The organism is Flavobacterium araucananum (assembly GCF_002222055.1).
GTDB classification, from domain to species: Bacteria; Bacteroidota; Bacteroidia; order Flavobacteriales; family Flavobacteriaceae; genus Flavobacterium; species Flavobacterium araucananum.
Map to the genome: position 1 here is coordinate 1 of NZ_MUGS01000021.1, position 24212 is coordinate 24212.

At 36.5% G+C, this 24212-nt stretch carries 20 protein-coding genes; 4 read left to right on the top strand and 16 right to left on the bottom strand.

Going from position 1 to position 24212, the window contains the following annotated elements; all coding sequences use genetic code 11:
* Nucleotides 1-176 precede the first annotated feature (176 nt).
* Nucleotides 177-1121, bottom strand: a complete 945-nt coding sequence (locus B0A64_RS12340) for an OmpA family protein (RefSeq protein ID WP_089479825.1) — start codon at nucleotides 1119-1121, stop codon at nucleotides 177-179.
* A 216-nt stretch (nucleotides 1122-1337) separates the two neighbouring features.
* The gene (locus B0A64_RS12345; RefSeq protein WP_089479826.1) at nucleotides 1338-2099 is read right to left on the bottom strand and encodes an exodeoxyribonuclease III; all 762 of its coding nucleotides are present in this window, start codon (nucleotides 2097-2099) and stop codon (nucleotides 1338-1340) included.
* Between the two features lie 118 nt (nucleotides 2100-2217).
* On the opposite strand from B0A64_RS12345, the gene B0A64_RS12350 reads away from it, so the two are divergent.
* Nucleotides 2218-4020 (top strand): GNAT family N-acyltransferase, encoded by a 1803-nt coding sequence (locus B0A64_RS12350; RefSeq protein WP_089479827.1) that lies wholly within the window; start codon nucleotides 2218-2220, stop codon nucleotides 4018-4020.
* A gap of 540 nt (nucleotides 4021-4560) precedes the next feature.
* On the opposite strand, the gene B0A64_RS12355 is transcribed toward B0A64_RS12350, so the two are convergent.
* From B0A64_RS12355 to B0A64_RS12365, 3 genes are all read right to left on the bottom strand, one after another.
* Nucleotides 4561-4839 carry a TM2 domain-containing protein gene (locus B0A64_RS12355; protein WP_089479828.1) on the bottom strand — a complete coding sequence of 93 codons (279 nt, stop codon included), beginning with the start codon at nucleotides 4837-4839 and terminating at the stop codon, nucleotides 4561-4563.
* Nucleotides 4840-4858: 19 nt separating this feature from the next.
* Nucleotides 4859-5230: a DUF805 domain-containing protein gene (locus B0A64_RS12360; RefSeq protein WP_208863535.1), complete on the bottom strand. Its 372-nt coding sequence runs from the start codon at nucleotides 5228-5230 to the stop codon at nucleotides 4859-4861.
* Between the two features lie 182 nt (nucleotides 5231-5412).
* Nucleotides 5413-6357 carry a 2-hydroxyacid dehydrogenase gene (locus B0A64_RS12365; RefSeq protein WP_089479829.1) on the bottom strand — a complete coding sequence of 315 codons (945 nt, stop codon included), beginning with the start codon at nucleotides 6355-6357 and terminating at the stop codon, nucleotides 5413-5415.
* 821 nt (nucleotides 6358-7178) lie between these two features.
* Here B0A64_RS12365 and nhaA point away from each other — a divergent pair.
* Complete coding sequence (gene nhaA, locus B0A64_RS12375) at nucleotides 7179-8321, top strand: Na+/H+ antiporter NhaA (protein ID WP_089479831.1); 1143 nt, start codon at nucleotides 7179-7181, stop codon at nucleotides 8319-8321.
* A 178-nt stretch (nucleotides 8322-8499) separates the two neighbouring features.
* Here nhaA and B0A64_RS12380 read toward each other — a convergent pair whose 3' ends face one another.
* Both B0A64_RS12380 and B0A64_RS12385 read right to left on the bottom strand, forming a co-directional pair.
* The gene (locus B0A64_RS12380; protein WP_123875915.1) at nucleotides 8500-11757 is read right to left on the bottom strand and encodes a hypothetical protein; all 3258 of its coding nucleotides are present in this window, start codon (nucleotides 11755-11757) and stop codon (nucleotides 8500-8502) included.
* A gap of 981 nt (nucleotides 11758-12738) precedes the next feature.
* Nucleotides 12739-12954, bottom strand: a complete 216-nt coding sequence (locus tag B0A64_RS12385) for a hypothetical protein (RefSeq protein ID WP_089479833.1) — start codon at nucleotides 12952-12954, stop codon at nucleotides 12739-12741.
* Nucleotides 12955-13046: 92 nt separating this feature from the next.
* On the opposite strand from B0A64_RS12385, the gene B0A64_RS12390 reads away from it, so the two are divergent.
* Nucleotides 13047-13754, top strand: a complete 708-nt coding sequence (locus B0A64_RS12390; protein WP_089479834.1) for a S24 family peptidase — start codon at nucleotides 13047-13049, stop codon at nucleotides 13752-13754.
* Nucleotides 13755-14508: 754 nt separating this feature from the next.
* Here the strand turns inward: B0A64_RS12390 and proC are convergent.
* From proC to serS, 9 genes are all read right to left on the bottom strand, one after another.
* Nucleotides 14509-15285: a pyrroline-5-carboxylate reductase gene (gene proC / locus B0A64_RS12400; protein WP_089479836.1), complete on the bottom strand. Its 777-nt coding sequence runs from the start codon at nucleotides 15283-15285 to the stop codon at nucleotides 14509-14511.
* 178 nt (nucleotides 15286-15463) lie between these two features.
* Nucleotides 15464-16870 carry a magnesium transporter gene (mgtE, locus tag B0A64_RS12405; protein ID WP_089479837.1) on the bottom strand — a complete coding sequence of 469 codons (1407 nt, stop codon included), beginning with the start codon at nucleotides 16868-16870 and terminating at the stop codon, nucleotides 15464-15466.
* The gene (gene rsmA, locus B0A64_RS12410; RefSeq protein WP_089479838.1) at nucleotides 16860-17639 is read right to left on the bottom strand and encodes a 16S rRNA (adenine(1518)-N(6)/adenine(1519)-N(6))-dimethyltransferase RsmA; all 780 of its coding nucleotides are present in this window, start codon (nucleotides 17637-17639) and stop codon (nucleotides 16860-16862) included. The genes mgtE and rsmA overlap by 11 nt, the downstream gene beginning before the upstream one ends.
* Before the next feature lie 183 nt (nucleotides 17640-17822).
* On the bottom strand, nucleotides 17823-18122 hold the full coding sequence (locus B0A64_RS12415; protein ID WP_089479839.1) for a DUF6036 family nucleotidyltransferase: 300 nt from the start codon (nucleotides 18120-18122) through the stop codon (nucleotides 17823-17825).
* A 1-nt stretch (nucleotide 18123) separates the two neighbouring features.
* Entirely contained in the window at nucleotides 18124-18312 is a 189-nt protein-coding gene (locus tag B0A64_RS12420) for a hypothetical protein (protein WP_089479840.1), read from the bottom strand.
* 113 nt (nucleotides 18313-18425) lie between these two features.
* Nucleotides 18426-18737: a DUF4286 family protein gene (locus B0A64_RS12425; protein WP_089479841.1), complete on the bottom strand. Its 312-nt coding sequence runs from the start codon at nucleotides 18735-18737 to the stop codon at nucleotides 18426-18428.
* 153 nt (nucleotides 18738-18890) lie between these two features.
* On the bottom strand, nucleotides 18891-20672 hold the full coding sequence (locus B0A64_RS12430; protein ID WP_089479842.1) for a tetratricopeptide repeat protein: 1782 nt from the start codon (nucleotides 20670-20672) through the stop codon (nucleotides 18891-18893).
* A 218-nt stretch (nucleotides 20673-20890) separates the two neighbouring features.
* Nucleotides 20891-21718: a prolipoprotein diacylglyceryl transferase gene (gene lgt, locus B0A64_RS12435; RefSeq protein ID WP_089479843.1), complete on the bottom strand. Its 828-nt coding sequence runs from the start codon at nucleotides 21716-21718 to the stop codon at nucleotides 20891-20893.
* Nucleotides 21719-21863: 145 nt separating this feature from the next.
* Nucleotides 21864-23135, bottom strand: coding sequence for a serine--tRNA ligase (serS, locus tag B0A64_RS12440; RefSeq protein ID WP_089479844.1), 1272 nt, complete (start codon nucleotides 23133-23135; stop codon nucleotides 21864-21866).
* A gap of 287 nt (nucleotides 23136-23422) precedes the next feature.
* Between serS and B0A64_RS12445 the strand changes: the two genes are divergently transcribed.
* On the top strand, nucleotides 23423-24034 hold the full coding sequence (locus B0A64_RS12445; protein ID WP_089479845.1) for a DapH/DapD/GlmU-related protein: 612 nt from the start codon (nucleotides 23423-23425) through the stop codon (nucleotides 24032-24034).
* The last annotated feature ends 178 nt before the right edge of the window (nucleotides 24035-24212 follow it).

A 24212-nucleotide genomic window follows, 5' to 3' on the forward strand; every position in this document is an offset into this window, starting at 1 on the left:
ATAAAGTTCCATAGGAACGACACCCGATTCTAACAATACTATCATCAATTACTACAAGCATTAGAAAACCTTGCAGAAAACAACAAAAACAAAAAAAGGCTCAAAGTAAAACTCTGAGCCTTTGTTCCTTTGAACCTTTGTAACTTTGTTCCTTTTTAACTTTATACCTAAAAACCTTAATTAATACTATTAAGCATTTCTGCGATCTCGTCTAATCTTGGTGTTAGGATGATTTCGATTCTGCGGTTTTTAGCTTTTCCTTCCGGAGTTGCATTGCTTGCAAGCGGAGAAAACTCACTGCGACCTGCTGCTGTTAATTTTTGTTTGTTGATTTTGACATTCTCACTCAAAATATTTACAATTGCTGTAGCTCTTTTTGTAGACAGATCCCAGTTGTTTGCAATTGGTCCTGAACCGGCATAAGGATCATCATCTGTATGCCCTTCGATAAGAACCGAAAGATCCGGATTATCACCCAATACTTTCCCTAGTTCTACAACTGCTTTTCTACCTTCTGTTCCAACAGCCCAGCTTCCGGAGTTAAAAAGTAATTTGTTTTCCATAGAAACATATACTTTTCCGTTTTTTTGTTCGACTGTTAAACCTTTACCTTCAAAACCGTTTAAGGCTTTAGACAAAGTTTCTTTTAGTTTTTTCATGGCAGCTTCTTTGGCAGCAATCATGGCTTCAAGTTCGTTTAAGCGACTTGCGGTTTTGTCTAAACGTGCTTGTTCGTCGGCTAATTTTTTAGATTTTGCTTCTAGTTGTGCCAGCAATTCACGGTTTTTTGCCATGTTGCTTTCTAATGCATCGTTGCTGTTTTTCTCTAATGCATTGTAAGAATCCTGCAGGACTTTATACTTTTTTTGTTGCGCGGCAAGATCTGCTTTTTGTTTCTCAAGATCTGTTTTTGTAGCGTTTAGATCTTTTGTCAAAGCATCACGATCTAATTCTAACTGATTTTTTGATTTTTGCAAATCGGCATTTTGATCTGTAATCGAGCGATTTTCTTTTTTAAGATCTGAATATTTTGTCTCAAGATCATTATAAATTTTCTTGGATACACATGAAGTCATAGACATAGCGACAACTAGTAATCCGATGGAGGCCTTTTTAATCATACTGTTTTTTATTTGGAGGGTATTAATAATTCTAAAATTTCTTGTTTAACGAAAAGTCTAGCCCAGATAGAAGCGGCATCCTTTTCCTGTTCGCGGCGGCGGACAGGAAAAGATATAGCGGATAGCTGGAAACAGCTCCTGACAATTAAAATTCTGAGTTCTAACTGCCTCTTTGTTTTTAAAACTGCTATTCCCTCAACAAGAACAATACCACTTTTATTCGATCTCGACTAAAACCGGACAATGATCAGAGTGTACGGCATCCGGAAGAATCACGGCACGTTTTAAACGATGTTGCAGTGAGTCGCTTACCAGGTTATAATCGATACGCCAGCCCTTGTTGTTTCCTCTGGCTCCGGCGCGGTAACTCCACCAGGAATAATGATGTGCCTCTTTGTTGAAATGGCGAAAACTATCGACAAAACCAGATTTCATAAATCCGTCAAGCCAGGCCCGTTCAGCCGGAAGAAATCCGGAAACAGTTTTGTTACGAACCGGATCATGAATGTCGATTGCTTCATGGCAAATGTTGTAATCGCCACAAATAATAAGGTTTGGAATGGTTTGTTTGAGCTCATTAATATAGGTTTGAAAATCATCCATAAACATAAATTTATGGTCTAACCTCTCTATATTAGTTCCTGACGGAAGGTACAAACTCATTACAGAACAATCATCAAAATCTGCACGAAGGTTACGCCCTTCAAAATCCATGTGCTGAATTCCTGTTCCATAAACCACATTATTGGGTTTTATTTTAGATAAAATAGCCACACCACTATATCCTTTTTTGGTCGCCGGATAATAGTATTGATACGGATAACCCGCAGCCGTAATGTCGTCTACAGGAATTTGTTCCTGCGTTGCTTTTATTTCCTGAAGGCAAATAACATCAGGATTTGCTTGTTGCAACCAATCGATAAAGCCTTTGGTTATTGCGGCACGTATTCCGTTTACATTATAAGAAATAATTTTCATCAGTGTTTTTTTTTGGATTTCAAATGTAATAAAAAAGTGGAAAGTTTGTGTTTGAAACAGCGAAAAGTAGAGTTTTTTGTTATCTTTGTTCGCTGCTCTAATAAATTAAAAATAGTACATGGGTTTAGTTACCGCGAAAGAAGTTGCAAAGGCAATAAATGTTGACAAGTACGGAGTTTTTGGTACTTTTTCAGGCTGGATTCTTATGAAGGTCCTTAAGATTTCTACCCTTAATAAAATTTACGATCATAATAAACATTTAGAAGACCTGGCGTTTTTAAACGGAGTATTGGATGAATTGCAAATTAAATTTGAAATTCCCGAAGAAGATCTAAAACGTTTACCTAAAGATGGTGCTTATATTACGATTTCAAATCATCCGCTTGGAGGAATTGATGGTATTTTGCTTTTGAAATTAATGCTTGAAAGAGAACCTAACTTCAAGATTATTGCCAACTTTTTGTTGCACCGTATTGTTCCGCTTAAAAAATACATTATGCCCGTTAATCCTTTTGAGAATCATAAGGATGCAAAATCGAGCGTGGTTGGAATTAAAGAAACATTACGTCACTTAAGCGATGGTAAACCGTTGGGTATTTTTCCTGCCGGAGAAGTTTCGACTTATAAAGACGGAAAATTAGTGGTTGATAAACCGTGGGAAGAAGGGGCTCTAAAATTGATTAGAAAAGCTAAAGTTCCGGTTGTACCGATTTATTTTCATGCCAAAAACAGTAAATTATTCTATTGGCTTTCTAAAATTGATGATACTTTAAGAACGGCAAAATTACCATCGGAATTGTTAACGCAAAAAGACCGTGTAATCAAAGTTCGTATTGGGAAACCAATTTCTGTAAACGAGCAAAATGAGTTTGAATCGTTTGAAGATTACTCAGAATTTCTGAGAAAGAAAACCTATATGTTGGCAAATCCTTTCGAAAAGGACAGCAAACTACTGGATACGGCAAGTTTAAAAATACCAAAAGCGCCTAAAAAAATCGTAACGCCTGCAAGTGAATCCAAAATGATTGACGAGGTAAATATGCTAAGAGGCAGCGATTGTCGTTTACTGCAAAGTAAAAACTATGAGGTGTTTTTTGCCAGAGCAAAATCTATCCCTAATATTTTGCACGAAATTGGACGTTTACGCGAAATTACTTTCCGTGAAGTAGGCGAAGGAACCAATGAATCGATTGACTTAGACAAATTTGATCAATATTATCACCACATGTTTTTATGGGATGATGAAACCAAAAAAATTGCCGGCGCTTATCGTATGGGATTGGGTTCTGAAATTTACCCAAAATACGGAATTGAAGGTTTTTATCTGAATGACTTGTTTCGATTCGAACCTGAATTGCACGACATGATGCACAAATCGATCGAAATGGGCCGTGCTTTTATCATCAAAGAATACCAGCAAAAACCAATGCCTTTGTTCCTTTTATGGAAAGGTATTATTCATACTACGTTGCGTTATCCGGAACATAAATATTTATTGGGTGGCGTGAGTATTAGCAATCAGTTCTCAGATTTTTCGAAATCATTGATGATTGAGTTCATGAAGTCTAATTATTATGATCCTTATATTGCGCAATACATTCACCCTAAAAAAGCGTATAAAGTAAAACTGAAAGATGCTGATAAAGATTTTATCTTTGATGAAGCAGAATCAGATTTAAACAAATTCGACAAGATCATTGACGAGTTAGAACCGGGAAATTTACGTTTGCCTGTTTTAATTAAAAAGTACATCAAGCAAAATGCCCGTGTTGTCGCCTTCAACGTCGATCCTTTGTTCAATAACGCAATAGATGGTTTAATGTACATTAGAATCGCAGATATTCCGGAAAGCACTATGAAACCGGTTATCGAAGAGTTTCAAATAGAATTAGAACGCAAATTATCTGAGAAAGAAGATTAATTGCAACCGATATAAAATGAAAAAACCATTCGCCGCGGCGAATGGTTTTTCATTTTGTATAATTTTATTTAATACCTTTTAATGTAATGTAAGCAAACGTCTAGCTATTTAAAAAATGGGCTGAAAGCCCAAAAGCACAAACATAGTGCAACGCACTATGAACTAAATCAACCAGGATTATTGTCCTGAAAGGGCAAAAGCAAATTTATTCTAAATTCATAGAAGAACTTTTGTCTTTGTTACAATAAATAATATAAGGAACATATACTTTGGGGATATCCTTTCGCCCCTACAGGGCTAAAACAAAAATCACTCTTTATTTCATGGCGCTGCGCACCATGCTATTGCCAAAGCTCTTTCAGAGCGCGTTTCGAACAATATTCTGCTCATGAACCAAAGATTGCATTAAAATAAAAACAGCTGCAAAAATGTTCTTGCAGCTGTTTAATTAATTATTTTTATCTCATAATCTGTATCGCTTTCAGGACGAGCCATAAATAAAAAAAACCATTCGCCGCGGCGAATGGTTTTTAGTATGATTTAGAACCAGCCTTTTTTACCCACCTGATAGGTTTGATAAAACTCTTCGTCGGTTTTTGTCAAATAAATTATTCCTTCTATAAAACCTATTATACCTGCAACACCGCAGGTAACAATACTTAAAACAAGTTGAATTACGCCTTCTTTTGTGTATCCTAAAACAAATTTATGGATTCCTAAGTATCCAAAAATAATCCCTAATACACCCGCAATAATTTTTTTGTTTTCCGGTTGCACACTTGGTGGTGTGTTCCAGGTTTCCGGTTTTGAATTCTCCATCTTTTTTTAAATTTAAATATTATGATTCAACGTTTCCGATTTCGTTGATTTCATTAAATTCATTCTTAGGATCCGGACCGTATACGTTTGCTCCTTTATCTCCTTCTGTACAAGCTAAGATAATGTTGTAAATTGGGATCAATAAAAACCATCCGCTTTTTCCAACATCATGCATTCTTCTAACACCTACTGCAATTCCAGGAATTAATACTGCTAAACTATAAAGATTTCCAAATAATGCTACACCAGGTGAAATTAGTCCAAGTACGAAACCTAAGACAAAACTGATTATAATGTTTGTTAAAAAAAACAACCAATATTCTTTTCTTCTTGCTCTTCCGTCAAAATTTGCGTAGTTCTCAAAAACCACTTTTTTGTACCATTCAATCATAATAAATAAAATTAATTAGTTAACGCCTACTCTTTTAGGATTTTCGGCTACTCCTTTATTGTCTAAAATTTTGTTAAAATTTGAAACAATATTAAAAAAAAATACTTATAAAAACTAATTCTAAATAACTTTATTCTACAGAAAAGACTTGTTATTAATATCCAAACAAATTCTGAAATATTTTAAAGAAAGATTACCTTGATTTTATCGACGATTACCTGCGCCAGTCTTTCGTGACTTTCAAACGTCCAACCGGCAATATGCGGCGTGAGCAGCACGTTTTGAGCTTGCAGTAAATACTGAAAAGCTTCTGGTGTGTTATTATCCTGAAACAGGGTCTCAAAAGATAATTTCTCATACTCTAAAACATCCAGACCTGCCCCAAGAACCTTTTTAGCCTTCATGGCTTCGACCAAATCTGCTGTAACGATATTTTTACCACGCGAAGTATTTATAATCCAAAATGGCTTAGAAAACGCATTTATAAAATCAGCATTAACCATTTTATCTGTTTCCGGAGTCCACGGAAGATGCAAACTTAAAACATCTGCTTTTTGTTGTAATTCTTCCAATGAAACTTGTCTGGCATTTTCGTCCCCAATATTTTCTAAGATATCATGAAACAAAACTTCTACATCGAAACCACGAAGTTTTTTGGCAAAAGCTTTCCCCATGTTTCCGTAACCAATAATCCCAACTGTTTTTCCGTCGAGCTCATGACCACGATTGCTCTCGCGATTCCAGTGTCCGGCTTTTATTTCGGCATCGGCCTGATTTAAATTATTAAAAAGTGACAGAATTACACCAAGCGAATGTTCTGCAACAGCGTTGCGATTACCTTCGGGAGCAGCAATAAGGTGTATTCCTTTTGTCTCGGCATAATCACAATCAATACTTTCTAAACCCGCACCAACTCTGGCAATAAACTGCAAATTGACAGCTTTGTCCAGAAAGGTTTTATCGATTTTAAAACGACTTCTGATTACGATTCCGTTATAATCCTGAATTTTGGCTTCGATCTCTTCTTTTGAAGATTTAAAGTCAGCGTGATTTTCAAAACCAGCCTCTTCCAGTTGTTCCCAAAGAATGGGATGATTGCTGTCGATATGAAGAATTTTTATGCTCATTCCTTTTAAATTTTATAAAAACAAAAATACGGTTAATTCTCTATGGTATGTTGCAAAAAATTTCAACACATAGAGACATAGCTTTTAGGCATCAAAAAAAAGAAAACAAAGAGAAACACATTTCTCTCACATATCCACCTCTGTGTATTTTAACTAAGTGAAACACGAAAAAGCGCTAAGTTTTTTTAAGCAGAGGTTTTGTAAAAACTCAAAATTCGTAATCCCGATAGATATCAGGAGCTAAGATTTATGCAAAGGTTCGCAAAGCTATAAATTAAGTTTTGCGAACCTTTTTGCATATAATTTTATAAGCATTGCCCGAGATTTCAACCTTGGGGCGCAATATATGATCGCATATACTTTGTGTCCCAAGGCTGAAACCTCGGGCTATGTTTAAATGCGGTTATAATTTTAGAGATTGAAACTTTGCGAACCTTTGCGTAAATCTTAGCGTGTGGTTAAATAGATCAAGAGAAAATGTTGTGGAGAAATATGTAAACGCGAAATCGCAAAGTTTTTGTTTTCAATTACCTTCTGCTTTAGCTCAATGTCATTAAGTTAAGCTTTCTTTAGATAATTATGACTGAAAAAATTTCACACAAAGCCGCCAAGTTTAAACACAATATCGTCATTTCTGACAAAACCTTTGCGCCTCTGCTCCCGATAACTATCGGGATTGCGAGATTAAAAAAAGGAACAAAAGCAAAACCAACAAGTTCAAAATTTTTTATTGCTCAGATTTTCTTTAACTTTGAAAATACTAAGCTTCATCCTCTTTCGATGAATTTCTGTCTTTTGAACTCTTCAGAAACCTTTCTAAAATGAAATTAACCAAGACTTTTAAATCCTTTTTTAATAACGAAAAATCAGGCGGATTGCTCCTGCTCTTTGTCACGATCCTATCGCTGTATCTCGCCAATTCTTCCTTTCAGACAGAGTACATTGCTTTTTGGGAAAAAGACATCAACGGACATTCGATCACACACTGGATTAATGACGGTTTAATGACGATTTTCTTTTTGTTGATTGGTCTTGAACTGGAACGTGAAATTTATCACGGCGAATTATCGAGCATCAAAAATGCTTCTTTACCTATTATGGCTGCCTTTGGCGGAATGCTGGTTCCGGCTGCCATTTTTCTGGCTTTAAATTTTGGAACCGCCACTCAAAACGGGGCGGGGATTCCAATGGCGACGGACATTGCTTTTGCAATAGGTATTTTGTCGCTTTTAGGCAAAAAAGTTCCATCATCGCTCAAAGTGTTTCTAACGGCATTGGCAGTTATCGACGATCTGGGTGCGATTATCGTAATTGCCATTTTTTATACCACTTCGATCGCATTTACAAATCTTGCGATTGCTCTTGGAATCTGGGTATTCTTATTTATTTTGAATCGAATGAAAGTTCAAAACCTTATTCCCTATTTAATTGGAGGCGTTGTCATGTGGTATTTCATGCTAAACTCTGGCGTTCATGCTACAATTACCGGAGTTATACTGGCTTTTGTTATTCCGTTTGGCGATGGCGGCGAAAACTCTTCTTCGTACAAATTGCAGCACTTTTTGCACAAACCTGTTGCTTTCTTTATTTTACCATTGTTTGCCATTGCAAATACGTGCATTGCTATTGAATCTGACTGGCACGAAGGGCTGAATCATCCTAATACATTTGGAATCATCTTGGGTTTAGTGGTTGGAAAACCTCTGGGAATTTTACTTTTTTCTTCTATTGGAGTAAGTGCCGGATTATGTTCTTTACCCAAAAGCCTGAAATGGGCGCATATTCTGGGCGCAGGAATGTTGGGCGGCATTGGTTTTACCATGTCAATCTTTATCACGATTCTGGCGTTTAAAGATCCTGAAACTATTGTGTTTTCTAAAATCGCCATTTTGATCGCTTCTGTCCTTTCCGGAATTTTTGGCTTTGTTTATCTCAAATATATTCTTGATCGTACCAAAACTTAACCCGGATAAAACATATTATTTGACATAGCAAGCATTCTATGCGTTAAAAAAAATTAAGTACCACTTGATAAACTTTACTATAAACTTGTATCCCTTAACTCGCAAAAAAAATCAGGTACAAAAAAAGGCAGGAGTTTTGAGCTCCTGCCTTGATTGTTATATTTTAAAATGTTCAATATTAGTTTTCTGACATACAACGTACTGCATAAGCCGCATTTTGATAGCCTGTGGATCCCGGATACACCTTGCTGACATAAGTACTTGAAATAGTAGCCAATCCATTATTGAGCCATACTCCCCCATAATTTGCCTGATTATTAAAGGAAGACATTCCATTCATCGGAATTCGTGAGCCATTTAAAGGAAAAAAAAGTGATCCTCCATAATTATATCCGGCATTACCTGCTAAAACTCCATTAAAATCAAAATAATTAGAATCGCTAGAACTACGCTTTCCAATTCCCGTAATTACATTATTTGCATTCAATCCGTTAAATTCTTCCTGCGAAGGAATACGAAAACCTGATGGGCATGGATCATTTGCTTTTTTGGGCGCAGGTCCCCAGTTGCTTACTGGTCTGTCTGCAGGAACAGTAGAAGTCCATCCTGAAACGGCATCAGTACTAGCTCCTTGTTTTAGTCTAGGCGTTAATTGCCCCCATTGATAATAATCTCCCCCTATAGCCGCCGATGGTGTAAAAGGATCCTTAGTCACATCGGCACCAAGGTTATGACACATAAAAACTCTAAACGTATTAGGTGCAATGTAAGCACCACAACAGCTGCAATCTTTAATAGAGACTGTCAATTTTTGTTGTACATCTACTCCGGTTCCTGCTGCATTATTATTATATATTACAAATACATCCAATGTAAATGCATTTGTAGTACTCTTGCCATTGGCAGTACCCACTATACCATTAGCAGAACTTAAATTGCTTTTATAAACTATTGTAGCAGTAACAGGTGTAGAGATGTTTACTGCTGCTGGATCACCATTATTTACAAACGACGAAACAATACTACCACCCAAAGATTCTACATACACAAAACGCACTTTGCTTACGGTACCATTTGGTGTAAAAGTATAGGTTTGTGTATTGGTGGCTGTCTGATTAAAATCAGCCATCGTTACCAGGGCTTTACGCATGGTCAGCAAACCGCAACCTGCGTTGTCATTGCTCTCTGCAACATCAAAACAAGTCCTGCCTGCCAATACCCCGGTACCAATAGGCAAAACCGCAGGATTGGCAGTAACAATAGCTGTAAATACAGGCGAAACGGCTGTAAAATTACCTGCACAACCATTGGTCACGATGCAATATAAATAATAAGTACCGGCTACTGTAGGACTAAAAGCATAAGAAGCAAGTGTCGCACTCGGCAGCACAGTACCACCGGTAGTACTGGCTGTGGTATTAAGGTACCATTGGTACGTTGGGGTATTAAGTTTTGTTCCGGTTACTGCTACCGTAATACTTGAACCTGCGGTGACGTTTTGCGATAGAGCAGATTGCGCTGCAAGTGCAGGTGCAGGACACGCATTATTAAGCACGATAGGCAATGACAAGACCTCAGATTTGCCGCAATTGTTAGTGGCAGATACCGTTACATTTACAGTAACTCCATCTGTACCACTTGCTGGCATTTGTATGGTAACACTGCTAGTTGACCCCACAATAGTAGCACCATTATCAGCCGCCCACGTATAGGTTAGTGCAGGACCAAACTCGATAGCGGTTTGCAGAGTAACCTTTGCCCCAAAAGTTGCCGTAGTGGTTTGCGACTGCCACGTAAGTTTAGGGATACTCGATACATTTGCCGCAATTACTTTTACTGCCATCTCACTCACGCAACCTGTAGCATTGGTAACCGTAGCAGTATAGACAACCCCCGGTGTGTTTACCGTAATCGTAGGTGTTGTATCCGGCATTTTTGCATTGTCCTTGTACCACGTATACGTATAGGTACCTGCTACTGCCGGTACAATAGTAAGATCTGTAGTACCATCGCACAAAGTGCTGTTACCCGTAATATTAGGTTGAGCAGGGGCAGTACCGCCTGTAATTGCTTTTTCTACTACACTTGCTTCTGCCGGGCAATTGACCCCGCTATTATCCGCAGCAATCATACGCAACGAAATATTACTTTGTGTATTGGGTACCACAAACGGGTTACTGCTAATAACTTCGTTCCCGTTGTACCATGTATAAGTAACACCGGGTAGTTTGTTGTTTACCACCAGATCCAGTAACCCGCCCATACAAAACGAATTAAAGGTATTTAAGGGAACCCCATTTACCAGAACATCGTTCGGGTTAACAGCTACTTGTCCTGTAGCACCACTTTTGGTTACCAAAACACTGTTGGATGGCATAGAGTAACAGGTACCATCTTTGCTTACAGCAAACCATTCGCCTACACTATTATCACCTGTTAAAACTACTGTAGCTCCTGTTCTTCCATCCTCTTTTCCGTCATGAAACCAGGACACAGTACCGGTACTGCCAGTTGCAGTGAGCGTAACAGAGTTGGTACCACAGAGTATACCATTATTACTGGAAAATATCGAAGTACTACTTGATATAGTAGAACCGGAATCTGTAACATTGCGTTCATTGGCAATATTTACATTACAACCCGCCGCTGCCATAGACACATTATATTTCCCTCTGATAGTAGCTGTAAACTTAGAAACACCACGGGCTACCTCGACACCATTACGGGTCCAGATCAATTGATCCAGATTTGGCGTGTTTGCCGGAACTGATAAATATACTGCACCACCGGCGCACAAACCTAAATTTGCCGTAGCCGGGCTAATAGTTGGTACTGCATAAGTAAGAGCAGTACAGTCGACCCCTTTCTGGCTGAACAAAAATTCTTTGTACATCGCAGTACAAGAACTCGTAACACGTATTAGTACCGTATGTTCGTTTATTGAGCTATTTTCGTTAAATACAATCCCAAAAGAACCATTGGCATAATCTACATTAGACAATGTTGCATATTCACTTCCGGTTACGATAGCAATATCATACGGCCCGTTGGGGCAATCGATATCTGTAGCGGTAAAAGTCGACGCACAACCCGTACCATCTGCATTTACGGTTGTACAAGGTGCAGGTGACAGTACCGTTTGCGAGGTTCCGTCGCATAAACTTACCCAACGAACGCTGTCCCAGTATTCGATACAGGTAGTGGTGGTGTTATAAATAAATAGACCATGACTTTTGGCATCAAGTGCCGTAGCGCCCAGAGCGTTACGCTGTGCCGTGGTCATTTGCGGCAGTCGCAGACCGCCTTTGTTGGCTAACTCTAAAACCGAGTATGGCTCCGGGGCTTTCTTGCCCCCTATGGTCATTTGCGCCTCGATGTTTATCGAGAATAATAGGGCTATCAAAATAAGCCCCTTACAAAATAAATTTTTCTTCATTGTTTCAAATTTTTAAATGATTTCAAATCGCATTTTTTTAATTCCGTGTCAAAAAAAGGACTCCTCAAAAAAATACCTCATGAATAACCTGCTTTAGGTATTCGATTGTATGGTTACTGTTTTAATTGTCGAAAAAATACAGCGCAGACAAAACAGCAACTGTATTTTATCTTATGGTTATGTATTTTTAGGTGTTCAAATAAATTCTGGTTTGTTGTTTCAAATTCTGGTTTATTATTTCAAATTTCTCCTCATTGTTTCAATTTTTTAAAGGGTTGAAAATCATATTTTTCTAATCCTGCGCAAAAGCACAGCATTCCGGATTAAAAAAATACCTCCTGAATACCTTGCTATAGGTATTCGCTTATACAGTACCTGTTTCAATTGTTACAAAATACGGCATTGACAAAACAGCCGCTGTGTTTTGTCTTATTGTGTTTTTGTATTTTTATTCCTTAAAATAAATCATCCTTTATAGTTTCAAATTCCTTCTCAATAGTTTCAAATTATGCGTTATTGTTTCAAATTTTTAAATGATTTAAAAATCAAACTGTCTTACTATTGAGACAAAAAAATCCATTAAAAAACACCTCAAGAATACTTTTTTTTAGGTATTCGATTGTGATGTTAATGCTTAAATTGTAGAAAAATACAGCACAGGCAAAACAGCAGTTGTGTTTTGTCTTGTTGCAAAATGTTTTATGGGTGTCTTGGGCTGGTAGTAGAATAAAAGGGCACCAAAAGATCTTTTTTTTAAAACGTGCCTGATAGGATTATAAGGGTAGGAACCTAGTAGTATACGAGCGTCAGAATAAATAAGTTACTTATATGCAGGATATTTGTATTGGTGTAAAAGGCAAATAGTTGTAACTTTTTCCGGGCAGGTGTAATCAGCGTTTTGTTGTGGTATTTAAAAAGCTTTTTTGTTGTGCATCACTAATAATAGATCGTCTGCTTCATATTGCTTTTAGGTATTAATAATTAATGGAGCGTTTCCTGAATAAGGTTAAACACCGTATTCTTATTCGCTCTTTCCATTATCAGATAATCTCTTTTGATGTTATCCGGTGTGGTTCCTTGTACTGATCCGTTTATGCTTTGTCTTATGTAGTATTTCGAAACTGCATGTTTTAAAAACAATGCCTCCAAAATGTTTGGATCATAGGATTTATAATATTTTGTTTTACTTTTATCCATAGCCTGAATTATTTTAAACAATTTGGGCAAAGATATAAACAAGTTTATAATAAAACAAGAAAAATAGAAAATTTCGCACAATAAAGACAGAAATGGCTGATTTACAAAGGGTTAAAATAGCTCTAAAAGCGTTAATAAGCTTAGGTGTCGCAAAGAATCAGGAGGAGGTTGGAAAACTATTAGGATATTCAAATAAATCATCATTTTCTCAAGTAATCAACGGAATAGTAAACCTGCCTGCCGATTTTGTTGACCGCCTGTGCCGTTTAAATTCTACCTTAAACAAAGACTGGATCAAAACCGGAAACGGAAATCTTTTAGAAAACAGCCCTGATACTAATCAAGGTTATAATACAGATAATACTTACCATAACCCAAAAGAAAGCATCAATACGGGTTATTTTAGAGATCATGGACTGTCATTAATATCACCAGAGACCATGACTGCCTATAATACTGGCACTAAAGAAATTACAGAAAATACCGCTACACAATTCCTGATCCCAACCTTCAAAGGATCAGATTACCTGATTACAGTAATAGGCAGCTCGATGTACCCCAAGTACAACAACGGCGATATTGTTGCCTGCAAACATCTCTCGCTAAATACGTTTTTTCAATGGAACAAAGTGTATGTTATTAATACAGAACAAGGCATATTGGTCAAACGCATTTGCAAGTCTGACAAGGATGATTTTGTAACAATTGTAAGCGACAATAAAGATTACGACTCCTTTGAACTTGCAAAAACCGAACTGCTTTCTATTGCCATTGTTACCGGAGTTATACGACTGGAATAAAAACCCAAAAAAAGAATTTTTAAGGTTTTAATTATAAACTTTGTTATAATTAAAAAGTCGTTTTTTTGAGTCAGAATCATGCTTTTTTCACATTTTTTCGAAAAAAAATTAAAAAATTTAGACGAATTTCATTATCACGAAAACTTTAACACAATAATTGAGAGAAAAAAGACACAAAAAAGCAAAATAAATAAATACCAAAATCTTACACGGGTTTTGGTAATCAAAATTGCGATTTTCGCTTTTTAGCTGTAAGCTATTACGAAAGTTATTACAAGATGTTTTGTTTGCTTTTTTTGCGCAGGATTATTTTTAACGCATAGATACATAGATTTTGTTTGCTTACAAAAAAGACGTTTCACTTCGTTATACCTAAGTTCGATTGTTTTTAATATTAAGTCCCAACGGGACGACATATTTATAGCAATATTGCATTTTTATTTTTCAAAACCCCAGCGGGGTGATATTTTTATAAATAATGCGAAAACATATCGCTCCACTGGAGCTTTATTTATCAAATTATCTATTGACTATAAATATTATGCTCCGCCGGAGCTTATGATAAGACATCATTTTATAATCGAGTTCAGGTTTATAAAAAACATAGCGAGCGATGTTAGAGAAATGCATTTCTTTAAAACAACAAACCCGACAGGTTTTAAAAACCTGTCGGGTTTAGGAACTACAAAAAATCCCAAACTCCGGTTTTACAATAATTGGAATTTGGGATTTTTATATTAAAATTTCTTTAGCATTATCCTTTAATCTGTTTCAAGGAAGTTTTGATTCCTTTTATCAGGGAAGAACTGAAACCATTATGTTCCATTTCGTTCAAACCAACTATTGTACAGCCCTGAGGTGTTGTTACACGGTCGATTAATTGTTCCGGATGCACTTTTTCCTCGAGCAACATTTTGGCGGCTCCTTTTACGGTTTGTGCAGCGATTGCCAGAGCCGTTTGAGAATCAAACCCTATCTCAATCCCGGCTTGCATCGAAGCACGAATATATCTTAAAGCATACGCTGTTCCGCAGGCACCAAGAACGGTTGCAGCGTCCATTAATTTTTCGTCGATAACGGGGGCTGTTCCTAAATCCTGAAATAAATCTACGATTGGCAAGGCTTTTTCACGGTCTTTTTCAGGAAAAGAAATACAGGTTGCCGATTCTCCAAATTGTGCCGCAATATTAGGCATAATCCTAATTACGGGATATTCGTTGTTTGTTTTTTCCTGAAGCATATCGAGCGATAATCCGCTTACTGCAGATGCAATTGTTTTACCTTTTATTACCGGCAAAATTTCAGCAAAAACAGTATCGACCTGATACGGTTTTATGGTTAAAATCACCACATCGGCATCCTGAATGTTGTGTTTATTGTCTGATGAAACCGTGATTCCGTATTCTGATAAATATTGAATACTGGCTGTGTTTCTTCTGGTAACCGTAACCTGATTACTTTTAGAGAATTTTGCAATTCCCAGGGCAATAGAAACCCCTAGATTTCCTCCTCCTATGATGTGTACTTTCATTACTGGTTGGTTTTTTGATTTATTTTTGGTTGTTTAATAGCTTCAAATATTTTATATCGCGCAATTATTTTTAACACATAGAGACATAGCTTTTGTTTACGTATAAAAAAGGCGTTTCACTTGTTTTAAATACACATAGCCGACTATGTTAGAGAAATATATTTCTTTTTGTCTTGTTTTAGAGTAGTTTTCCTTTTAATAATAAAGAGGCAATTGTAAAATAGATTACTAATCCGGTTACATCGACCAAAGTTGCCACAAATGGCGCAGATGATGTTGCGGGATCGAGTTTAAGTCTTTTTAATAAAAAAGGGATCATAGATCCGGAAAGTGTTCCCCATAAAACAATAAAAACTAACGAAAGCGAAACTGTCGCCCCTATCGCTAACCAGTGTTCTCCATATTCGTAAAGTCCGGTTTGCTGCCAAACCATAATCCTGATAAAACCAACAATACCCAAAATAGCACCCAATAAAAAACCTGATGCAATTTCTTTTTTCATTACATACCACCAGTCTTTTAGGGTAAGCTCTTTCAATGCCATGGCACGAATGATCAAAGTCGCTGCCTGAGAACCGGAATTCCCTCCACTCGAAATAATAAGCGGAACAAACAAGGCTAAAACCACGGCTTTCTCAATTTCTCCTTCAAAAAATCCCATTGCCGATGCGGTAAACATTTCGCCAATAAATAAAACAACCAACCAGGTGGCTCTTTTTTTGACCATCTCACCCAAACGGGTTTGCACGTATGGTAATTCTAAGGCTTCCAATCCCCCGAATTTCTGAATATCTTCAGTATCTCTTTTTTCTATTTCATCTTTGATTACGTCGATAATATCATCGATGGTAATGCGACCTACCAAACGTCCTAATTCATCGACAACCGGAATAGCTTCCAGATCGTATTTGTCCATTATCCGACCTACCTCGACATCCGGTGTTTCGACATTTACATGGTATAACTTTCGAATATAGATATCAGAGATTTGTGTTTTGGTCGAAGTCGTCAATAAATCCTTAAGCGACAATCTGCCTTTAAGTCTGTTTTCGTCATCGACAACATAAATAGAATGTACTCTTGAAACATTTTCTGCCTGAATGCGCATTTCTTTCACGCAGGTAAGCACGTTCCAGTTTTCGTTGACTTTCACCAACTCTTTGTGCATAATACCACCGGCAGTATCTTCGTCGTAACGCAATAAATCAACAATTCCTTTTGCGTGTTCTACGTCCTGAAGTTCAGAGATTACTTCGGCTTTTCGGTCTTTAGACAGTTCACCAATGATATCTGCCGCATCATTGGTTTCCAGTTCGTCCAGCTCTTCGGCAATTTCTTTAGGCGAAAGTCGGTTTAAGATTTGTTCCCGCAAATCGTCTTCTAATTCCAGAAGGATTTCGGCTGTTTTTTCGCTGTCTAAAACCTTAAATATATAAGTTGCTTCATCAATGTCAATTTCATCAAGGATTTCAGCGAAATCCGCGTGATGCATGTCATTTAATAAAATTTCAAGCTCTTTGTTGTTTTTAGCTTGGATGAGTTGAGCTATTTGTTTAATAAGCTCTTTGCTGATTTTAAACTCCATCGGCTTCTATTTTTTGAGTCAAAACAATAAATTCCTCCACGCTTAATTGCTCCGGACGCTTATCAAAGATAGTGTCTAATCGCAATTCATCTGATAAATTTAATGTTTTCAAACTGTTACGTAATGTTTTTCGTCTTTGCTGAAAAGCCGTTTTTACAACCGTAAAAAACAACTTTTCACCGCATGGAAGGCTATAATCTTCCTTTCGGGTCATTTTCATCACACCCGACTTGACCTTGGGCGGAGGAATAAAAACGTTTTCATCTACCGTAAACAGATACTCCGTAACATAGAAAGCCTGTGCTAATACAGATAAGATTCCGTACGCTTTTGAGCCTTTTTTCTCGCAGATTCTTTGGGCCACTTCTTTTTGAAACATCCCCGAAAATTCCGGAATCTGATGTTTAAATTCTAAAGTCCTAAAAACAATTTGCGTCGAAATGTTATAAGGAAAATTCCCAATAATAGCGAATTGTTTATTTTCGTAAACCTCGTTTATATTGTATTTCAGGAAATCCTGAGAGATAATCTTATCTTTTAGTTTTGGATAATTTTCACCCAAATACACCACAGATTCTGTGTCAATCTCGATCACGTGGGTATTAATTGGTTTGTCAAGCAAATACTTAGTCAACACACCCATTCCCGGTCCTATTTCTAAAACCTCATCGTATCCTTTTAAGCTCAGGGTATCTGCAATTGCTTTTGCAATACTTTCGTCTTTCAGGAAATGTTGTCCTAAATGTTTTTTGGCTTTTACTTTTTCCATTTTCTTTTTTATTAGCCACAAAGGCACTAAGCTATTTTTGCCACGAAGGCACGAAAACGCAAAGCGTTATTTTTATTTTTGTTCCGTCAAATTTGCCACAAAGACGCGAAGGTACAAAGTTTTTATTTTTTCTGTTTTGCCACAAATCACACAAATTATCCCAAATTTTAAAAATCTAATAATTTACCGCTTATTTATTTCACGAAGTTGCTGAATATCTAGCAAATCTTTAGCTCTATTTGCTTTAATCTTACTTGTAATCAAATCTTCTAAAGACAAAACATTCCATCTCAAAAATGTTTCATCATTTACAGTAATCTCTTCACTATCAATATATGCCTCTTCAAAACTTTTATTTACTGAAAATTTCGTTATCAGTTCCAGATCTAAATCAACTGGCGAAAACTTTATTGATATATTTTGTTGTTGTTGTTTTACATTTTCAGGAAAATCATCAATATTTTGATCCCACAACTTTGACATTTTATTCTGATTTTATAACAATTACAAAATTGTCTTTGTTTTTATCTGCTTTATTTTTTACAGGAAATCTGCTTATACGCTCACTTAATCGTAAAAAACTATAAAACCTTTCAACCTTAGACAACTTCAAAAAATCTTGTTGTTGTTGTTGTTTATTACTTTCTTCTTTGGTTTGAAATCGAATTTCCATAATTTCCTTTTTTAGATTATTAGATCCATAGACTATTAGATTCTTGGCCTTCTTAGATTATCAGATCTTCGAAAAATCTAATAATCCAATATCAAAATATCGAACAATCTGTTTTAATGTTCTGAAATCACTTCTAATTCTGTTCTGAAAGAAAGCATTTTATCTGCAAATAATCCTAACGCTTCCTGATGAAATCCAGGTTCGTCTTCGATATAATACTGGTCTAAGGTTTCTTTGCTATCGGTAACATATTGCACAGAATAGGTGATTCCGCCCATTTCTTCTTCGATCAGAACCCTGACAATTCTTGCCGAAGAGAACTTTTGTGTCGCCAGAATTTCTGGTATGTGTTTTTCCTGCATCCATTTTAACCATTGGTCATGAACGCTCTCGTGTATATTGGTAGTAACGTTGTAAATAATCATTTTTTTTCAAGGTTCTGAGATTCTAAGGTTCTATCCCGATAGCTATTGGGACTGAGTTTTTTTTCAAACTCTTAGAAACAAATCATCATATTTGTAATTCTTGTTTAATCTTTTTTCGGTTAATCGGTTAAACAAATAACCAATTAAACCAACTTATAAATTCTTGTCTCCTCTTAACTCCCGGTATTTTTTTCTGGCATCAACAAAGTAAATACTGTCCTGATGGTTAAAAATTACCTTTTCATACAAAGGCTTTGCCTTTTCTATATCGTGTAATTCGTCGTTGTAAATTTCTGCCGAAAAAAACAGCGCTTCGTCTACATAAATTCCGTCGCTATGATTGTCAATAATCTGCTGATATTGGCTCAAAGCGGAGTTATACTCTTTCAGGCTCTCGTATATTTTTCCTAATCGCAACAAGGTTACAGCCTCTATTTCTTGTCCTTTATAGGTTTTTAAAATACTTTGAAACTGTGCAATTGCTTCGGGTTTTTTATTTTGATAGATCAAAAAGTCCCCTTTTGCAAATTGTTTTAATGCCGTTTGTGTCGAATCTGCAACGGTATTGTCGTTTATCAATAAAAAATATTCAAGAGCGTCATTTGCAATCAATTGTGTATTGGCTGCTTTCAATTCCTTAAACTGTTTCAAAGCCCACTCAAAATCGCCTTTGTAATAACTTGTTTTTGCTGCTTTTAAACTTGCTTCGTGCGCCATGACATCATTTTGTAAATCCAACTGAATTTGCGAATAATAAATCAACGCCTGATTGAACTTTTCTTCTAAAAGCAAGATATCTGCCAACTCCATCTTGGCATCTGCTTTTTGATAATCATTCAAATTCAATTCCAAAGCTTTTTTAACTATTGCCTTGGCTTCTTCCGTCTTTTTTAGATTGAAAGCCAGGAAATGCGCCTGAATTATTTGCAAAGATAAGGTAAAAGGAGTTATTTCATAGGTTGTGAGCAATTGTTGTAACTGCGCATTTATCGTGGGATAGTCTTTTTCCTGCGCTTTATCGATTTTAATTTGCATTAAATACGAATTGGTCTGCACCAATAAACCTAAATCCTTGGTGTTTAGCAATATATAATTCAAAATTTCTTCTGCCGTATCTGTATCATCTTCGTTGAGTGCAAACTGACTCAGGTTTACAATGCTCGAAAGCGATTCCGGATCCCGTTTATAAATGGCTTTTTCCTGAATAAAGGCTTTTCCAAATTCTTTTTGCTGCACATAAAACCAACTTAAGTAATGGTTCCAGAATACATCCTGATCTTTTTGGGTTCGCAGGATCAAAGCTTTGCGCATTGCATCTTTAAAAGCCGTATTATCCGTTTCACCATTCATGAAACGCGACAATTGTGTCTGAATTAAATTAGCGTTTTGCTGGTTGTTATACGATTCGGTCAATAAAAGATCAATCATCTGATCTGTCTTGCCTAACTGTCCGTACAACATTCCGATTTGAAAATTGAAATTGTAATTGGGCTGAATCTGCATGGCTGTCTGATACGCTTTTAACGCATATTCGAGCAATACTTTTTTCTCAAACGAATTTCCAATTCCGTAAACATCATTGGGACTGGTTTTTATTCTTTCGATCGCTTCTTCGTAGTAATTTTTGGCTTTGGATTCATTTTTTTGCAATTGAAAATTATAACCCAATTCTACCAAAAAAACGCCTTGTTTGTATCTGCTGTACCGATCCTGAATCACTTTTTGTGCAACATCAAATTGCTGCAATTGCTGATAACAGTCGATCGTCCTTAGAAAATATTGTGTATTGGATGGTGAACTTTTTAAAAGCTCTTCGTAACTGATTTTCGCTTTTTCGAAATCACCTTTATCATAGTAATATTGAGCCAATTGCTCATTTTGTGCCAATGCAACAGTAGACCACAATAAAACGATATAGACAAAGATATTTTTCATAATTCAGTCTTTTTTTTTCAGTATTCAGTCGCAGTTCTCAGTGCTCGGTCGCAGTCTCTCCCGATAGCTATCGGGATCAGTCTCAGTGCTCAGTGCTCGGTCGCAGTCTCAGTATTCAGTATTCAGTACAATCTAAATGCAAACTGAGACTGAGACTGAGACTGTAAACTTATTTTCATCACAATCCAAACTGTAAACTGAGACTGAAAACTGTAAACTTATATCACCACCTGTTTCTTAGATTTCCAGATTATCAAAGTTAAACCAATTAAAATAAAAGGAATACTTAATATTTGCCCCATATTTATAGGCATACTATTTTCCCAGGCTTCCTGATTTTCTTTAAAAAATTCGATTATAAACCGCGCTACAAACATTAACGTCAGGAAATATCCAAAAATTAGTCCGTCGGCTTTTTTAACTTTTTCTGAATTGTACAAATAAAGCACCATTGCAAAAATCAGCAAGTATGCAAATGCTTCGTACAATTGTGTAGGATGTCTCGGGATCATGTCGTCTCTCTCGAAAACCACACCCCAGTTTCCGTTGGTTGGTTTTCCGTAGATTTCAGAATTCATAAAATTTCCAAATCTGATAAAAGCTCCTGTAACGGGAACGCCTATCGCCATTTTATCTAAAATCCATAAGAATTTGACTTTGTATTTTCGGCAATATAAAATCATTGCGATCAAAACTCCTATCGATCCTCCGTGACTTGCTAATCCCTGATAACCAACAAACTTATAAACTCCTGCTATTTTCTGAATTGGTAAAAGGATTTCTATTGGGTGTTTCAGGAAATAAGCCGGCTCATAGAAAAAGCAATGTCCTAATCGTGCTCCCAGAATTGTTCCCACGATAACATATACGAGCAAACTATCGAGATTATCCAGCGAAAGATGTTCTTTTTTGTAAATACTTCTTACGATATAATAACCCAGTAAAAGCCCGCAAGCAAAAAGAGCACCATAATATTTTAAAGGAAAACTATCTGTTATCATTACAATAACCGGATCTACATTCCAGTTTAAAATTGCTTTACTCATAATTGCTTCTTTTATTAAAGTATTCAGTCGCAATGTTTAGTCCCGGTTTTCAGTCGCAGTTTGTAGTCTCACTATAATGTGTAACCTAAAACTGAAAACTATCACCGTTAACTGAATACTGCGACTGTAAACTTTATTTTTATTCTTAATTTATAATATCAAATCCGCAGTATGGTCGTAAAACTTCTGGGATTACGATTCCTTCCGGAGTTTGGTAATTTTCTAATATTCCTGCCAAAACTCGTGGCAATGCCAATGAACTTCCGTTAAGGGTGTGTGCCAATTGGTTTTTTCCGTCTTTGTCTTTAAAACGTAATTTCAAGCGATTTGCCTGAAAAGTTTCGAAGTTAGAAACTGAACTAATTTCTAACCAGCGATCCTGCGCTGTAGAAAACACTTCAAAATCATACGTCAAAGCCGATGTGAAACCCATATCGCCGCCACATAAACGTAAAACCCTGTATGGCAATTTTAATTCTTTCAAAATATCTTTTACGTGTTCTACCATTCCGTCAAGCGCTTCATAAGACTTATCTGGATGTTCTACACGCACGATTTCTACTTTATCAAATTGGTGCAAACGGTTTAATCCGCGAACATGCGCACCGTAAGAACCTGCCTCACGACGAAAACAGGGTGTATAAGCCGTATATAAAACCGGCAACTCAGTCTCGCTCAATAAAACGTCACGGAACAAGTTGGTAACAGGAACCTCAGCGGTTGGAATCAAATACAAATCGTCGATTGTAGAGTGATACATTTGTCCCTCTTTATCTGGCAATTGTCCTGTTCCGTAACCTGAAGCTTCGTTTACCAAATGTGGCACTTGTACTTCGTTATATCCTGCGGCAGTATTTTTATCCAGAAAATAATTGATCAAAGCACGTTGCAAACGGGCCCCTTTTCCTTTGTAAACCGGGAATCCTGCTCCGGTAATTTTTACTCCCAACTCAAAATCGATGATATCGTATTTCTTTACCAATTCCCAATGTGGTTGTGCGCCTTCATGCAAAACCGGAATAGCACCTTCTTCAAAAACATTCAAATTGTCGTCCGGCGTTTTTCCTTCGGGAACAATATCTGCAGGAAGATTGGGTAATGTGTATAATTTATGGGTCAATTCGACAGCCAAAGCTTCTGCTTTTTCGCCTAATTCTTTACTTTTTTCTTTTAATGAAACGGTTTTTTCTTTTAAGATTGCGGCTTTAGATTTCTCACCCGCTTTCATTAATTCGCCTATATCTTTGGACAATTTATTAGATTCGGCTAAAGTGTTATCTAATTCAACTTGAGTTGCACGACGGTTTTCGTCTAGTTGCACCACTTCTTCAACAACGCTTTTAGCATCGATATTTCGTTTTGCTAAAGCCTTGATTACTTTCTCCTGATTCTCTCTAATAAATGCGATTTGTAACATAGCTTGATTTTTATAACTATTGTATTTTTTTATAACGGAAGCAAATTTAAGGAAATGTTTCCTAAGATCACGACAAAGTTGATTCTAAAGTTATTTAGGGGTTTTTCTGTAAATGAGGTTTCACAAAGATACACGATCCCGATAGCTATCGGGATTCACAGAGATGCACAAAAATTTTAAATATTACTTCGTGAAGCTTCATTAAAATCTCCGTGGATCTCTGTGGAATAACGTGCAAAATCCCTTTTTCGAAAATAAAAAATCAGTAAATTGCCATTAAAAACACCATGATAGTAATTGATCATTTTATCGAAGATTTCTCAAAGACCTTTAATACTCTTTCTACATCAGAACCCTGGAATATTACGAACGACCTTAAAAACATAATCGAAAAAATGATTTTAAATCTGGGAGACGATTATACTATTCAGGACGGTATTGCGATTCATAAAACAGCTACTATAGAAAATAATGTAACGATACAAAAACCGGCAATCATTGGTGAGAACTGTTATATTGGGGCAAATGCGTATTTTAGAGAAGGTGTTTATTTAGATCAATCGGTAAAAATTGGTCCGGGTTGCGAAATAAAAAGCAGCATTATTTGCTCTAATACTGCAATTGCGCATTTTAATTATATTGGAAACAGCATCGTAGGCCGAAACATCAATTTTGAAGCAGGTTCGATTGCCGCAAATCATTATAACGAAAGAGCGGTAAAAAAAATAGCGGTGCTTTATGATCATAAAATTATCGAGACCAACTCAGATAAATTTGGTTCCCTGGTTGGCGACAATTCCAGAGTTGGAGCAAATGCCGTATTATCGCCCGGAACTATATTGCTTAAAAATTCTATTGTAAAAAGATTGGAATTAATTGAACAAGTGATCCCGGAATAACGTAATCGTTATTTTGCGATCAAAAAGGAAGATGGGCGATTACATCGGGAATTTTAAATAAAACAACAACTTCATTGTGGTCTGTATTTATAGCAATAAAAATTAATTGAATCCAGAAATCCTGTGGGGTAAAATCCTTGACGTATTGATATTTCGCTCCGCTGGAGCTTAAACACAA

Bases quoted from the DNA above. Each gene is read 5' to 3' on its own strand.
- B0A64_RS12445 (WP_089479845.1), top strand. From the start codon at position 23,423: ATGATAGTAATTGATCATTTTATCGAAGATTTCTCAAAGACCTTTAAT.
- B0A64_RS12345 (WP_089479826.1), bottom strand. From the start codon at position 2,099: ATGAAAATTATTTCTTATAATGTAAACGGAATACGTGCCGCAATAACC.
- B0A64_RS12350 (WP_089479827.1), top strand. From the start codon at position 2,218: ATGGGTTTAGTTACCGCGAAAGAAGTTGCAAAGGCAATAAATGTTGAC.
- B0A64_RS12360 (WP_208863535.1), bottom strand. From the start codon at position 5,230: ATGATTGAATGGTACAAAAAAGTGGTTTTTGAGAACTACGCAAATTTT.
- B0A64_RS12340 (WP_089479825.1), bottom strand. From the start codon at position 1,121: ATGATTAAAAAGGCCTCCATCGGATTACTAGTTGTCGCTATGTCTATG.
- lgt (WP_089479843.1), bottom strand. From the start codon at position 21,718: ATGAGTAAAGCAATTTTAAACTGGAATGTAGATCCGGTTATTGTAATG.
- B0A64_RS12380 (WP_123875915.1), bottom strand. From the start codon at position 11,757: ATGAAGAAAAATTTATTTTGTAAGGGGCTTATTTTGATAGCCCTATTA.
- proC (WP_089479836.1), bottom strand. From the start codon at position 15,285: ATGAAAGTACACATCATAGGAGGAGGAAATCTAGGGGTTTCTATTGCC.
- B0A64_RS12385 (WP_089479833.1), bottom strand. From the start codon at position 12,954: ATGGATAAAAGTAAAACAAAATATTATAAATCCTATGATCCAAACATT.
- B0A64_RS12390 (WP_089479834.1), top strand. From the start codon at position 13,047: ATGGCTGATTTACAAAGGGTTAAAATAGCTCTAAAAGCGTTAATAAGC.
- nhaA (WP_089479831.1), top strand. From the start codon at position 7,179: ATGAAATTAACCAAGACTTTTAAATCCTTTTTTAATAACGAAAAATCA.
- B0A64_RS12415 (WP_089479839.1), bottom strand. From the start codon at position 18,122: ATGTCAAAGTTGTGGGATCAAAATATTGATGATTTTCCTGAAAATGTA.
- B0A64_RS12430 (WP_089479842.1), bottom strand. From the start codon at position 20,672: ATGAAAAATATCTTTGTCTATATCGTTTTATTGTGGTCTACTGTTGCA.
- B0A64_RS12420 (WP_089479840.1), bottom strand. From the start codon at position 18,312: ATGGAAATTCGATTTCAAACCAAAGAAGAAAGTAATAAACAACAACAA.
- B0A64_RS12425 (WP_089479841.1), bottom strand. From the start codon at position 18,737: ATGATTATTTACAACGTTACTACCAATATACACGAGAGCGTTCATGAC.
- rsmA (WP_089479838.1), bottom strand. From the start codon at position 17,639: ATGGAAAAAGTAAAAGCCAAAAAACATTTAGGACAACATTTCCTGAAA.
- B0A64_RS12365 (WP_089479829.1), bottom strand. From the start codon at position 6,357: ATGAGCATAAAAATTCTTCATATCGACAGCAATCATCCCATTCTTTGG.
- B0A64_RS12355 (WP_089479828.1), bottom strand. From the start codon at position 4,839: ATGGAGAATTCAAAACCGGAAACCTGGAACACACCACCAAGTGTGCAA.
- serS (WP_089479844.1), bottom strand. From the start codon at position 23,135: ATGTTACAAATCGCATTTATTAGAGAGAATCAGGAGAAAGTAATCAAG.
- mgtE (WP_089479837.1), bottom strand. From the start codon at position 16,870: ATGGAGTTTAAAATCAGCAAAGAGCTTATTAAACAAATAGCTCAACTC.